Annotated in this window: 12 protein-coding genes and 1 pseudogene; all 13 read left to right on the forward strand. The window is 65.6% G+C overall.

Translation table 11 applies throughout. The features are described 5' to 3' along the window. The first annotated feature begins 11 nt into the window (after positions 1 to 11). The 13 genes and pseudogenes from BCV67_RS19930 to BCV67_RS03340 all read left to right on the forward strand — a co-directional run bounded on the left by BCV67_RS19930 (position 12) and on the right by BCV67_RS03340 (position 13,988). The gene (locus BCV67_RS19930) at positions 12 to 971 is read left to right on the forward strand and encodes a Csu type fimbrial protein (RefSeq protein ID WP_062166457.1); all 960 of its coding nucleotides are present in this window, start codon (positions 12 to 14) and stop codon (positions 969 to 971) included. Positions 972 to 1,282: 311 nt separating this feature from the next. After that, the gene (locus BCV67_RS03285; RefSeq protein WP_062166458.1) at positions 1,283 to 1,795 is read left to right on the forward strand and encodes a Csu type fimbrial protein; all 513 of its coding nucleotides are present in this window, start codon (positions 1,283 to 1,285) and stop codon (positions 1,793 to 1,795) included. Positions 1,796 to 1,803: 8 nt separating this feature from the next. Continuing rightward, complete coding sequence (locus BCV67_RS03290) at positions 1,804 to 2,592, forward strand: fimbrial biogenesis chaperone (RefSeq protein ID WP_062166459.1); 789 nt, start codon at positions 1,804 to 1,806, stop codon at positions 2,590 to 2,592. After that, positions 2,552 to 4,930, forward strand: a complete 2,379-nt coding sequence (locus BCV67_RS03295; protein WP_065868025.1) for a fimbria/pilus outer membrane usher protein — start codon at positions 2,552 to 2,554, stop codon at positions 4,928 to 4,930. Before BCV67_RS03290 ends, BCV67_RS03295 begins: the two co-directional genes overlap by 41 nt. Beyond that, positions 4,918 to 5,931 carry a Csu type fimbrial protein gene (locus tag BCV67_RS03300; protein ID WP_065868026.1) on the forward strand — a complete coding sequence of 338 codons (1,014 nt, stop codon included), beginning with the start codon at positions 4,918 to 4,920 and terminating at the stop codon, positions 5,929 to 5,931. Before BCV67_RS03295 ends, BCV67_RS03300 begins: the two co-directional genes overlap by 13 nt. Before the next feature lie 309 nt (positions 5,932 to 6,240). After that, entirely contained in the window at positions 6,241 to 7,050 is an 810-nt protein-coding gene (rpsB, locus tag BCV67_RS03305; RefSeq protein WP_062166462.1) for a 30S ribosomal protein S2, read from the forward strand. 131 nt (positions 7,051 to 7,181) lie between these two features. Then, on the forward strand, positions 7,182 to 8,060 hold the full coding sequence (gene tsf, locus BCV67_RS03310; protein ID WP_062166463.1) for a translation elongation factor Ts: 879 nt from the start codon (positions 7,182 to 7,184) through the stop codon (positions 8,058 to 8,060). 161 nt (positions 8,061 to 8,221) lie between these two features. Beyond that, positions 8,222 to 9,727, forward strand: a complete 1,506-nt coding sequence (locus tag BCV67_RS03315) for a GGDEF domain-containing protein (RefSeq protein ID WP_062166464.1) — start codon at positions 8,222 to 8,224, stop codon at positions 9,725 to 9,727. Between the two features lie 109 nt (positions 9,728 to 9,836). Next, positions 9,837 to 10,565, forward strand: a complete 729-nt coding sequence (gene pyrH, locus BCV67_RS03320) for a UMP kinase (protein ID WP_062166465.1) — start codon at positions 9,837 to 9,839, stop codon at positions 10,563 to 10,565. Positions 10,566 to 10,640: 75 nt separating this feature from the next. Further along, positions 10,641 to 11,197 (forward strand): annotated as a pseudogene (gene frr, locus BCV67_RS03325) (ribosome recycling factor). A 3-nt stretch (positions 11,198 to 11,200) separates the two neighbouring features. Beyond that, positions 11,201 to 11,974 carry a polyprenyl diphosphate synthase gene (uppS, locus tag BCV67_RS03330; protein ID WP_428999498.1) on the forward strand — a complete coding sequence of 258 codons (774 nt, stop codon included), beginning with the start codon at positions 11,201 to 11,203 and terminating at the stop codon, positions 11,972 to 11,974. Further along, entirely contained in the window at positions 11,971 to 12,792 is an 822-nt protein-coding gene (locus BCV67_RS03335) for a phosphatidate cytidylyltransferase (protein WP_062166466.1), read from the forward strand. Before uppS ends, BCV67_RS03335 begins: the two co-directional genes overlap by 4 nt. 2 nt (positions 12,793 to 12,794) lie before the next feature. Beyond that, positions 12,795 to 13,988: a 1-deoxy-D-xylulose-5-phosphate reductoisomerase gene (locus BCV67_RS03340; protein ID WP_062166467.1), complete on the forward strand. Its 1,194-nt coding sequence runs from the start codon at positions 12,795 to 12,797 to the stop codon at positions 13,986 to 13,988. Positions 13,989 to 13,998 lie beyond the last annotated feature (10 nt).

The following is a 13,998-nucleotide window of genomic DNA, read 5'->3' on the forward strand; positions in this document are numbered from 1 at the left end:
ACCGGCTGCTGATGCTCGGGCTGCCCTTGTTGCTGCCGCTGTCGCAGGCCGATGCCGCACCGTACTGCAGCACCTCCAGCGCACCCAGCCTCAATTTCGGCGCAGTCCCCGCCACCACTTACCAGGACGCGCAAACCGCCATCGTGCTCAATTGCAATGGCGGTATCGGCACGCTCGTCACCCCGGCGATCTTCCGGGTCTGTCTGTTCGTTGGCACCGGCACATCAAGCGCGGTAGCACCGCGCCTGATGTCGAACGGCAACGGCGACTTCATGCGCTACGACCTGTATGCCGACGCCGCCCGCAGCCAACTCATCGGCCCGCAGTGGAGCGGCTATCCGGTGTACAGCCTCACGTTCCGGCTGGCCCCGCGCGAAAACCTGAGCTTCAGAATCCCCATCCATGGCCGCGTACACGCCGGTCAGAACCTGTCGGGCAAGTCTCCCTATCGCGACGTGCCGTACAACTCGTTCATTCGCTACAGCTATGGCTATATCCATACGCCGACGGAAAATGATTGTCGCGAGCGCTACCCAGGCCATCTCGGCGCCGCAGGCGACATCGATTTCAATTGGAGCGGCGTGCAGGCAACGGTGCCGCGCAGCTGTCGCATCAGCACCCTGGCGCAGATGAACTTCGGCGCCGCCAATGCATTCGCCGGCAGCCACGAACAGACTGCCTCGGTGCAATTGAAATGCACCCGCGATGTCGCCTGGCAGGTGAGCCTGGACGAGGGCCTGCATGCCCAATCCGGCGACCGCTTCATGGCCTCGGGCGATGCGCGCCTGGGCTACGAACTGTATAGCGACCCAAGCCGCTCCAACCGTTGGGGCAACACCCAGGGCAGCAATGTCAATGGCGTTGGCAACGGCGATGTGCAGCGCCTGACCGTATACGGCCAGGTGCCTGCACAACCCGGCGTGCTGCCCGGCAGCTACCAGGACACCATCACCGTGACGCTGACGTATTGATGCGGCAGGACGTTGCCACCAATGACAGTCCAGCTGGCTCTGATTTTCGACCTGTGCATGCGCATCCTCAGAAGCGCGAGCAGCCTTCTGCTTGCAGCGAAACTGCCGTGCAAACGACGCTGCTGACGCCATCCATGTGCGACATCACGCGGTATCTGGACGCCACTTGACCCAAGTTAGCAGGATCGCCTGTTCAGGCGATCCAATCGAAGTAAACCCGCGCCGATCCGGCAACAGCGTGCTTAGCTTCGCATGCGCCGATGCCCTGCCTCACCGCACGACGCATTGCACCCACAACCGGGAGTAGCGACATGCGCGCACGCAGCATCCTCATCACTCCACTCAGTGTTGCCCTGGCCGCCAGCGCAGTACTTGCGTCGGCGGCAACCCAGACCGCGCAGTTCCAGGTGCGTATCGTCATCACCGAGTCCTGCGATATCCAGGCCGTTGCCGCCAGCGATATCGATTTCGGCACGCTGGCCCGCTCCACCGGTGCACCGGTCGATGCGCAGGGCACGCTGGAGGTCAACTGCAGCAATGGAACGCCGTACACCATCGGCATGAATTCCGGCGCCAACGCCACCAGCACCACGGCAGCGGCGGACAACCGGCGCATGTCCGACGGCAGCAACAATTTCGTTGCCTATGGCCTTTATCGCGATGCCGGCCGGCAGGATTTCTGGGGCGAGGTGATAGGCACCAACACCCTGGCCGGCACCGGTACCGCCAGCACCCAGACCGTGCCGGTCTATGGCCGTGTGCTTTCCACCAATGCCCCGGCGGGCAGCTATAGCGACACCGTCATCGCCACCATCACCTACTGAGCACCACCATGAGCGTGACGTCCCTGCCCTGGGCAAACTGCGCGGCACGCCGTGGCCTGGGCGTGCTGCTGTTCGCGCTGCTTGCCTGGGCCTTCAGCAGCCGCGCCGGCAACCTGCAGGTGGCCCCCATCGTGCTGGAGTTCAGCCCGGGCCAGCAGGCCACCGCGCTGTGGCTGGAAAACAACGGCGTGCAAGCCATACATGCACAGATCCGCGTGCAGCAATGGTCGCAAGACGCGGCTGCCGACCTGCTGGAACCCACCCAGGCCCTACGCGCAAGCCCGGCCATCATCCAGGTTCCGGCCGGCCAGCGGCAGTTGGTGCGCATCGTGCGCCCTGCACCCTTGCCGGTGGCCAACCCCTACGAGCGGGCCTACCGGGTGTGGGTGGATGAACTTCCCCAGGCCAACCCGCGCCAGCCCACGGGCCTGCAGTTCCTGTTGCGCTATTCCATACCGGTCTTCGTGATGCCGCACGGCGCCCTGCCCCGCGAGCAGGCGCCCAAGGCGCCACTGGATTCGCGCAGGCTGCAGGCCAACTGGCAGCTCGGTGCCGACGTGCTGATGCTGGACGTGCACAACCCAGGCACGCAACGCGTGCGCCTGAGCGACCTCGGCTGGCGCACCTCCACCGGTGCCGTCATCGCCCTGCACTCCGGCCTGCTTGGCTATGTGCTGGCCGGCCAGCACATGCAATGGCGGCTGCCGTTGGCGAGCGAACTCCCGCTTCCAGGTCAGCTGCAGGCCAGGCTGAACGATGCTCCCGCCGCGCAGCCTCTGCCTGCTGCTGGCCGCTAGCGTGGCCGTCGCCACAGCTGCTGCTGCACCGCCCGCCCCCGTGCGCCCGCCGACCTTGCCCGATGCGATCGCCGTCACCGCCCCACAAGCCCTGGAGCTGTATCTGGAGGTTCATATCAACCGCGAGCAGACCGGCACGTTGGCCAGCTTCACCCTGCAGGGGCAGACCTTGTCGGCCAGCGCATCCACCTTGCGACAGTTGGGCCTGCGACTGCCTGCCGGGTTTGCGGCGGATGCGCCAGCCATCGCACTGGATCAGCTGCCGGGCACCCAGGCCAGCTACGACCCGCGCAACCAGCGCCTGGCCCTGCAGGTACCCGTGCAGATGCTGGACCGCCCAGCCACGCGGCTGCGCGCCGGCCCGCCGGGCGATGCGGCCGAGGTCAGCGACAGCAGCCCGGGCCTGCTGCTGAATTACGACCTCTATGCGCAGCAGCTGCGCGGCGACCGCGCTATCAGCGGCTACAGGGAACTGCGCGTATTCGGGTTGGGAGCGGGCACCTGGAGCACAAGCCAGACTTCTCGCCTGAGCAGTGGCCGGGCCGGACGCAACACCGGCACCACCCGCCTGGACAGCTACTGGCAGCTGGACCTGCCTGCTCCGATGCTGAGCCTGAGCGTGGGTGACCAGCTCACCGGCGCGCTGGACTGGTCGCGCTCGGCACGGATTGGCGGCCTGCACCTGTCGCGCAATTTCAGCCTGCAGCCCTACCGGGTCACGACACCGCTGGCCTCGTTTGCCGGCGAGGCCGTGCTGCCCTCGACGGTGGACCTGTACATCAACGGCGTCCGCCAGGCCAGCCAGCGCGTCGCCCCGGGCCGCTTCCAGCTGGACAGCACACCCGCGCTCAACGGCAGCGGCCAGGCGCAGTTGCTGGTCACCGACATCAACGGCCACAGCCGCTCGCTGGAGTTCGCCCTGTACGGCGCACCCGAGCTGCTGCAGCCCGGGCTGTCGGATTGGTCGCTGGATATCGGCGTACTGCGCAACGACTACGGCCTGCGCTCGTTCGGCTATGACCACCGGCCCTTGGCCAGCGCCAGCCTGCGACGTGGCCTGAGCGAGCGTCTGACGCTGGAGACACATGCCGAAGTAGCCCGCAACGTGCGGCTGGCCGGCATCGGCGCGGTGGCCCTGCTGGGTCGCCGCGGCGGAGTGCTCGACACCTCCTTCAGCGGCAGCCAGGCCGACGGCCAACGCGGCAAGCAGCGCACCCTGGGCTATCAATGGAATGCAGCCGGCTTCAGCATTTCGGCGCGCACCCAGCGCCGCAGCCGGCAGTTCGTCGATGCCCCGGCGCATCTGACCCAGTCGCTGCAATCGCGCCGCAGCGATCAGTTGTTTGTGGGCTTCGGCAGCGCGCGCAGCGGTCAGTTCAGCCTCAACTACATCCTGCAGGACTATCCCGGCAGCCCGCGCACCCGCCTGCTTGGCGCGGGCTGGTCGCGAAGCCTGCGCGGCCATGCCTGGGTCAGTGCCCAGTTCAATCGCGACCTGGGCAGGCAGGGCATGGACAGCGCCTACTTGTATGTCTCCGTGCCGCTGGACCGCCGTACCCAGCTAAGCACTTCATTGCGCCACGGTGCCGATGGCGACGTGCTGGCGGTGGAAGCCAACCGCAGCCAACCGCTCGACAGCGGTGGCTGGGGTTGGCGGGTGCAGACCAGCATGGGCGCGCAACGCAGCCAGAGCGCCGAACTCAATCATCTGGACGAACACGGCCGCTGGCGCTTGGGTCTTGACCATGACAACAGCGTGGGCACGCTGGCCTATCTACAGGGCACCGGCAGTGTTGCCTGGTTCGGCAGCGGCCTGCATATGCTGCGTCGCGCCGACGATGCGTTCGCACTGGTCTCCACCAATGGCATGCCGGGGGTGCCGGTGCGTCTGGAGAACCGCCTGGTCGGCACCACCGACGCGCACGGCGAACTGCTGGTCGCCCCGTTGCGCGCCTGGCAGCGCAACCTGCTCAGCATCGACCCGCTGGAGCTGCCCCCGGATGTGCAGGTCGACGTGGTCCAGCAGCAGGTGGTGCCGGCTGCGCGCAGCGGCGTGCGCGCCAGGTTTCATCTGCAGCCCAGCCAGGCACTGGACCTGCGCATCCTCGGCCCGGACGGACACTGGCTGCCCGCCGGCACCGAGGCCATGGTCGAGCGTGACAGTCGCATCCTTGCCGTCACCGTGATCGGCCATGAGGGGCAGCTGTACCTGGGCAACGCGCCAAGCGGTGCGCGATTGCGCATCCGCCATGCCGACGGGGAGTGTGTCATCGCCCTTCCCGGCACCGCCACCGCGGCTCCCTCAGCGCCCATCGAGCCCTTGCAATGCCGACCTTAAGCGCTTGCGCTCAACCCCGGCAGCGCAGCCACTGCTTCCCGTTCGCGCCGCTGCTTGCCCTGCTGCTGTGGCTGCCCTTGCTGGCCGAGGCACAACAGTCGTGCCGGGTGCTCAATTCGACGTTGATGAATTTCGGTACGGTCTCCACCGCGCGCAACAACGACGCCTCGGCCAACTTGACGATCAGCTGCCAGGGCGTCCCCGGGGTGCAGGTGACGGTCTGCATCTTCGTCAATGAGGGCGTCCCGGCAGGCATGGCGCCCAGGCGCATGGGCAACAACGCCGGTGCATTCATGGCCTATGACCTGTATGCCAATGCCGCGCGCACCCAACTCATTGGCCCGGTCGGGCGCAACTACGACATCTTCTACACGTTCCTGTCCCTGTCGATCACCGGGTCCGCGCAGTTCAACCTCAGCGTCTACGGTCGCGTGCCGCCCGGCCAGAACCTGCCGGCGGCCTACAGGTACGAGAACGCAATGAGCCAAGGCTTTCTCCGTTACGTCTTTGCTGCGCCCCTTGCAGGGGCGTCCTCGGGGGAAAACTGCCGGGACGGGGTGGCATATCCCTTTGCCTCCGCCGGCCAGAGCGTGTTCGACTTCGGGGGTGCCCAGGCCCGTGTTGCCGACAACTGCGTCATCAGCCTGGCCAGCGATCTGGATTTCGGCACCGTCACCCAACTGGACGCCTCCCGCGATGCCACTGCCCTGATCAAACTGCGCTGCGCCACCGATACCGACTGGTTGGTGACCCTCAGCATAGGATTGAATCCCACCGTCAACGGCTTTCGGCAGATGGCCTACAACGGCAATTTTCTGGGGTACGCCTTGTACAAGGACCCGGCCTTTCTGTTTCCCTGGGGTGATACGCAGGTCAACGGCGTTGCCGGCTCGGGGGAAAATGAAGATGTAACCCTCACGGTCTATGGCCGGGTGTTTCCGCAGCCGGTGTCGGTGCCTGGCACCTACAGCGACACTGTGACCGTCACCCTCACCTATTGAGGGCCATTCAGACTTGCCAGCGCCGCGCTGACCGGCCAAATTGCGTCCAGATCGGGCAGCGGCTATACTTCGCCGGCTTTGTTGGGCCCTTGGCCCCTCGAAACACGCTGACACCGGGCGCCACCGGTGAATCCTCACCTGTCGCCCCCATCCGTGCCGGGGTGCCCTGTCAAACAGGGTTCGGCCACGGAGGCAACAGGGAAGCCCAACCCCGGAACTGTTTGCGCACTCTTCAGAAGTCGCGCATCGCGGCACGACCCCAACAAACCGGGCGTACGCGGTGTCAGTTCCACCATCAGGAGTTTTGCAATGCCCCAGATCACCATGCGTCAGATGTTGGAAGCCGGCGTCCACTTCGGCCACCAGACCCGTTACTGGAACCCGAAAATGGGCCAGTACATCTTTGGCGCCCGCGGCAAGATCCACATCATCAACCTGGAAAAGACCGTCCCGCTGTTCAACGATGCGATGAACTTCATCTCCTCGGTTGCCCAGAAGCGCGGCACCATCCTGTTCCTGGGCACCAAGCGCAGCGCACGCGATTCCATCAAGGAAGAAGCCGAGCGTTGCGGCATGCCGTTCATGAACCAGCGTTGGCTGGGCGGCACCCTGACCAACTTCGCCACGGTGAAGAAGTCGGTTGCCCGCCTGAAGGAACTGGAAGCCGGTGAAACCGACGGCACCTTCGACAAGCTGGTCAAGCACGAAGTGCTGGGCCTGCGCCGCGAGCGCGACAAGCTGGAAGCCTCGCTGGGCGGCATCAAGGAAATGAACCGTCTGCCGGACGCCATCTTCGTCATCGACATCGGTCACGAAGACATCGCCATCAAGGAAGCCAAGAAGCTCGGCATTCCGGTGATCGCCGTGGTTGACACCAACTACAACCCGGAACTGGTTGATTACGCCATCCCGGGCAACGACGACGCCATCCGTGCCGTGCAGCTGTACGCCCGTGCCGCTGCCGACGCCGTGCTGGAAGGCAAGGCTGCCGCTCCGAACGCCGCCACCGTGCGCGAAGAAGAGTTCAGCGAAGCCGCTGCTGGCGAAGAAGCCAAGCCGGCCCGCCGCGCTCCGGCCAAGAAGGCTCCGGCCAAGAAGGGTGACGAGGCTTCGGCCTGATCCCCTGGCGGGTGCAGCCACTGCACCCGCTCCCCTGCGCTGGCGCCCACGGCGCCGACTGCTGACAGGGCTGCGTAACAACGGCCGGCCATCATGGCCGGCCTACCCCTTTCTATTGATGAGGTAATTCCATGGAAATCACTGCTTCCCTGGTCAAGGAACTGCGCGAGCGCACTGGCGCCGGCATGATGGAGTGCAAGCGCGCTCTGTCCGAGACGAACGGCGACATCGACGCAGCGGCTGAAGCCCTGCGCAAGTCCGGCGCTGCCAAGGCCGACAAGAAGTCCGACCGCGTCACCGCTGAAGGCCGCGTTGGCGTTGCCAGCAACGGCGGCAAGGCCGTGCTGGTCGAAGTGAACTCCGAAACCGACTTCGTTGCCAACGACGTCAACTTCAAGGCGTTCGTCGACGCCGTTGCCGCTGCCGCCCTGGCATCTGGCGCCGCCGACGTTGAAGCCCTGAAGTCGGTCAAGCTGGACAGCGGCGAGACCGTTGAAGAAACCCGCGCCACCGCGATCCAGAAGCTGGGTGAAAACATCCAGATCCGTCGCCTGGTCAAGATCGACGGCGCCAACACCGTTGGCACCTACGTGCACAGCAACGGCAAGATCGGCGTGCTGGTCGAACTGGCTGGCGGCAACGCCGAGCTGGCTTCGGGCCTGGCAATGCACGTGGCCGCGATGAACCCGCCGCACAACAAGCCTGCCGACGTTCCGGCCGACTTCGTTGCCAAGGAAAAGGAAATCGAGCTGGCCAAGATGAGCGAAAAGGACAAGGCCAAGCCGGCTGACATCCTGGAGAAGATCATCAGCGGCAAGATCAACAAGATCATCAGCGAAGTGACCCTGTACGGCCAGAACTACGTGCTGGACAGCGACAAGACCGTTGAGCAGGCCGTCAAGGCCGCTGGCGCCGACGTCGTCGGTTTCCAGCGCCTGGCTGTCGGTGAAGGCATCGAGAAGGTGGTGGAAGACTACGCCGCCGAAGTTGCCAAGGCGATGCAGGTCTAAGTACCCGCTGCCTGAAGCACCTGAAAAAGCCGCGGATTCCCGCGGCTTTTTCTTTTGTGCGCGGCAGGCGCAGGCCGCGCACTGCCGGCAGCAGCGTACACCACCCCGTCTTTGCTTAAGGCATCCTGTATGCTTGAACCACTGCCGCCTGCTTCTTTGACATGTCTCCCGAGCTCACTGCAGCCCTGTCCCTCTGCCGCAACCTGCCCTCGCCACCGGCCATCGCTGTCCGTTTGATCGAGCTTGCGCAGGATCCGGAAACCGACATCGCCAGCGCTGCCGACGTCATCGCGCTGGACATGGGCTTGAGCGCACGCATGATGCGCATCGCCAATTCCCCGCTGTACGCCAGCCGCCGCCGCATCGAGAACCTCGGCCAGGCACTGACCATGCTTGGGTTAAACGCCACCTTGCAGCTGGCACTGGGTTTCAGCCTGTCGCGCGCCCTGCGCGACGACCAGAACCAGGCCGCCCTGCTGGACGCCGTCTGGCGGCGCAGCATCCTCAGCGCACTGGCTGCGCGCTATCTGGGTTTGGCGCGCAATGTGCGCCGCGTCGAAGAGCTGATGCTGGCCGGGCTGCTGCAGGACATCGGCATCCTTGCCCTGCTGCAGCTGCGCAGCGACAGCTACCCGGAACTGCTTGCCGGCGCCGCTGACAACGACGACCTGCTGGCCCGCGAACACGCCATCCTGGAGTGCAGCCATGCCGATATCGGCGCCGAGCTGTGCGAGCAATGGGGTCTGCCGCCTTACCTGGTCGATGCCATCCGCCACAGCGAAGCACCGGCCGAGCCGGCCGATGTGTTCGAGCGCTGCGTCGCCCTGTCCGGAAGCATCGCCGAGATCTGGCTCAATCAGGACACCGATCTGGCCCGCGACAAGGCCCTGCGTCTGGTGCACGCGCAGCTGCAGATGGACAGCAACCAGTTCGAGCAGGTGCTGCAGCAGGTCAGCCAGATGCTGCCTGAAATCAGCGCGTTGTTTGATGTCCCGGTGCCATCGCCGGCGCGCATCACCTACCTGCTCGACCACGCCAGCGAGCTGATGGCGCTGCGCAACCTGCGCGAGCTGCAGGACGCCAGCGCCTCCAAGCGGCGTGCCGAAGATTTTGAACAGCAGGCCCGGCGGCTGGCCGAACAGGCCCACCTGGATGCCCTGACCGGCCTGTTGAACCGGCGCCAGCTGGAAGTGGTGCTGGCGCAGGAATTCGACCGCGCCGGGCGCGTCGACCGGCCCTTGTCGGTGGCCTTCATCGACCTGGACGACTTCAAGAAGATCAACGACCAGCACGGCCATCTGGTTGGCGATCAGGTGCTGCAGGCCTTCGCCAGCCTGCTGCAGGGCCAGCTGCGCGGCAGCGACACGGTCGCCCGCTTCGGCGGCGAGGAATTCGTGGTGTTGTTCCCCGGCACCAACGAGCAGACCGCGTTGGAAGTGATCCGCCGCGTACTGGGCGCCATCACCCAGACCCCGATCGTCACCATCGCCGACATGCCCTTGCACGTGACCTTCTCGGCAGGCGTGGCCACGCATGGCGCCTACGAGCGTTTCACCGACATGCGCGACCTGCTCAAGGCCGCCGACGACGTGCTGTACCGCTCCAAGAACCTCGGCCGCAACCGGGTAATCGCCCGCGCACCGGACCCGCACCCCACCGCCTGCTGAACCGGGGAGCGATTGGGGCGCAGTTTGTCGCTGCATTGCAACAATAGATGTCACCTGAAACTGCGGCATCCGTTAGAATTCCCGCGTTTTCCAGCCATCTGAGGTCACCATGTCCAAACCCACCTACCGCCGCATCCTGTTGAAACTTTCCGGGGAGGCGCTGATGGGGGATGAGGACTACGGCATCGACCCCAAGGTGATCAACCGCCTGGCCCACGAAGTGATCGAAGCCCAGCAGGCCGGCGTCGAGATCGCGCTGGTGGTTGGCGGCGGCAACATCTTCCGCGGCGCCGGCCTGGCCGCTGGCGGCATGGACCGCGTCACCGGCGACCATATGGGCATGCTGGCCACGGTCATCAACGCCCTGGCCATGCAGGACGCGCTTGAAAAGGCCGGCGGCAAGGCCCGGGTCATGAGTGCGATCAAAATAAATGATGTGTGCGAGGACTACATCCGCCGCCGCGCCATCCGCCACCTGGAAAAGGGCCGTCTGGTCATTTTCGCCGCCGGCACCGGCAACCCCTTCTTCACCACCGACTCCGGCGCCGCGCTGCGTGCGATCGAGATCGGCGCAGACCTGCTACTCAAGGCCACCAAGGTCGACGGCGTCTACGACAAGGACCCGAACAAGCACGCCGACGCGGTCCGTTACGAGACCCTGAGCTACGACCAGGTCATCAACCAGGGCCTGGAAGTCATGGACACGGCAGCCTTCGCCTTGGCCCGTGACAGCGACCTGCCGCTGCGCGTTTTCGACATGAGCCAGCCCGGCGAACTGCTGAAAATCCTGCACGGCGAGCATATCGGCACCCTGGTCCACGGCCGCGACGCACACTAAACCCCGCTACCGGCACGGTGGGCAGGGGTAATCGCCTATAATCGGCCGGTTCTAGAAACATCCAGGATTCGGCCGATGATCAACGATATCAAGCAAGATGCGCAGGCGCGCATGACCAAGAGCATTGAAGCTCTGCGCCATACCCTCACCACCATCCGCACGGGCCGCGCTTCGCCGGCCCTGCTGGACGGCATCAAGGTCAAGGCCTACGGTACCGACACCCCCTGAACCAGGTGGCCAGCATCAGCGTGTCGGAAGGCCGCTCGCTGGTGATCACCCTGTTCGACAAGAACATGATCAAGGAAGTGGAAAAGGCGATCTACGCCTCCGACATCGGCATCACCCCCACCACCATGGGCACCGTGATCCGCCTGAACCTGCCGCCGCTCACCGAGGAGCGCCGCAAGGAACTGGCCAAGTCGGTCAGCAAGGAAGGCGAGGAAACCAAGATCGCCATCCGCAACATCCGCCGCGATGCCAACCAGGAAGTGGCCAAGCTGCTCAAGGACAAGGCGATCACCGAGGATGATGACCGCCGCAGCCAGGAAGACATCCAGAAGCTGACCGACAAGGCGATCAAGGACGTCGACGAAGTGGTCAAGCTCAAAGAACAGGAACTGATGGCGGTCTGAGGCGTGTCCTCCGTCCCGCATAGCGACACAGCCACCGTGGCCGTGCCGGGGCACATTGCCATCATCATGGATGGCAATGGGCGCTGGGCGCAGCAACGGCGGCGGCCGCGCATGATCGGCCACCGTGCCGGCGCGCGCGCGGTCAACCGCACCATCGATTTCTGCCTTGAACGTGGCGTCGGCGCACTGACCCTGTTCGCGTTCTCCAGTGAAAACTGGGGGCGCCCGCAGGACGAGGTGGATTCGCTGATGAAGCTGTTCCTCGGCGCCCTGGACCGCGAAGTGGATGAACTCCACCGGCGTGGCGTGCGTGTGCGCTTCATCGGCGACCGCAGCCGCTTTGCCGGCGGCATCGCCCAGCGCATGGACAAGGCCGAGCAGCGTACCGCCGGCAATACCGCGATGACTTTGAGCATCGCCGCCAGCTACGGTGGCCGCCAGGATATCGCCATGGCCGCTCGCGCCTTGGCCGAACAGGTCGCTGCCGGCACCCTGCTGCCCGAGCAGATCGACGAACAGGCCCTGGGCCAGCACGTCGCCCTGGCTGACATGCCGCCGCCGGACCTGTTCATCCGCACCGGTGGCGATACCCGCATCAGCAATTTCCTGTTGTGGCAGCTGGCCTACAGCGAGCTGTGGTTCACTGATGTGCTGTGGCCGGATGTTGACGCGGCCGTCCTTCAACAGGCGCTGGACGACTATGCCGGGCGCGAACGCCGCTTTGGTCTGACCAGTGCCCAGATCGCCGCCAACGCGGCCCAGAGCGCACACTCATGACCAAAACCCGTGTGATCGCAGCGTTGATCATGGCCCCCGTGGCGATCTGCGCCATCCTGTTCCTGCCCTCGCAATGGCTTGCCGCCGCTGCCGCGCTGGTGTTCCTGACCGGGCTGTGGGAATGGCTCAGGCTCACCGGCGTCGTTGGCCTGCCGCGCACCGTGCTGGTGGTGCTGAACCTGCTGCTGATGGTGCTGATGGTCTGGGCATCGGCCGGCAGCATGGTGCTGTTCCAGCTGGCGGCGCTGGTCGGCGTCGGCTTCTGGCTGCTGGCGCTGCTGTGGCTGCGCTTTTTCGACTTCGGTGCGCATGATGAAAGCAGCGCACGCATGCTGAAGCTGGCTGCCAGCACCCTGGCGATCATCCCGGCCTGGGCATCACTGGTGCTGATTCATGCCAGCGAACCGAACGGCCACCTGTGGCTGCTGACCGCGCTGACCTTGGTCTGGGCGGCGGATTCGGGCGCCTATTTCGCGGGGCGCACCTTCGGCAAGCACAAGCTGGCGCCACGCATCAGCCCCAACAAGACCATTGAAGGCCTGCTCGGCGGGCTGGTTGCCGGCCTGCTCACTGCCGCGCTGTTCGGCTGGTTTGCCGGGGTGCAGCTGTCGCAGCTGGGCTGGCTGATGCTGGTCGCGGTGGTCGCCGTACTGGCATCGGTGCTGGGCGATCTGTTTGAAAGCCTGCTCAAGCGCCATGCCGGTGCCAAGGACTCGGGCCACATCATTCCCGGCCACGGCGGCGTGCTGGACCGCATCGACGGCGTACTCGCCGCCCTGCCGGTATTCGCGCTGGGCAAGGAAATCTTCGGTTTCTGACCATGTCCTCCTCTTGCTTACGTCAGGTCGCCATTCTTGGCGCCACCGGCTCCATCGGCACTTCGGCGCTGGATGTGATCGCCCGCCACCCGCAGCAGATGCGCGCCAGCGTGCTGGCCGCGGGCAGCAATGTGGATGCGCTGTTGGCGCTGTGCCACCAGCACCGGCCCGACCATGCCGCCATCGCCGACCCCGCGCTGTTTGCGCGCCTGCGTGATGGGCTGAAGGACGCAGGCCTGGCAACCCAGGCCCACGCCGGCCACGACGCGATCGATGCGCTGGCCGCCAGCGACCACTGCGACACCGTGATTGCCGCCATCGTCGGCGCCGCCGGCCTGTCCTCGACCCTGGCCGCCGCCCGTGCCGGCAAGCGCCTGCTGCTGGCCAACAAGGAATCGCTGGTCCTGGCCGGCGAACTGTTGACCCGCGAGGCGGCCAACGCCGGCGCCGAGATCATTCCGATCGACAGCGAACACAACGCCATCTTCCAATGCCTGCGCTCACGCGACGCGCGGCTGGAAGCCGGCGTGCGCCGCATCATCCTGACCGCCTCCGGCGGCCCCTTCCGCGGGCGCAGTCGCGCAGAGCTGGAAGCGGTGACCGTGGCGCAGGCCGTTGCCCACCCGAAGTGGTCAATGGGACCGAAGATCTCGGTTGATTCGGCGACGTTGATGAACAAAGGCCTGGAAGTCATCGAGGCCCACCATCTGTTCAACGTGCCTGGTTCGCGCATCGATGTGCTCGTGCACCCGCAGAGCCTGGTGCATTCGCTGGTGGAGTTCATCGACGGCTCAACCCTGGCCCAGCTGGGCCTGCCGGACATGCGCACCACCCTGGCCGTTGGCCTGGGCTGGCCACAGCGGATCGAATCCGGCGTGGCCGGGCTGGACCTGCTCAGCCAGGGCCGGCTGGATTTCGAAGCCCCGGACATGGATGCCTTCCCCTGCCTGCGCCTGGCCTGGCAGGCGATGGAGGCTGGCGGCAGCGCCCCGGCCATCCTCAATGCCGCCAATGAAGTGGCCGTTTCAGCGTTTCTTCAGGGGCGCATAGGCTTTCTGTCGATCCCGGCGCTGGTGGAGCACACCTTGTCCACCCTGCCTTACGTGGCGGCCGATACACTGGACGCCCTGCTGGCAGCCGATGCCCAGGCCCGCCATATCACCGAAACCGCCATTGCCCACCTGCCGAATGTCTGAGCCCACCCTA

Source organism: Stenotrophomonas nitritireducens (genome assembly GCF_001700965.1).
Taxonomy (GTDB): Bacteria; Pseudomonadota; Gammaproteobacteria; order Xanthomonadales; family Xanthomonadaceae; genus Stenotrophomonas; species Stenotrophomonas nitritireducens_A.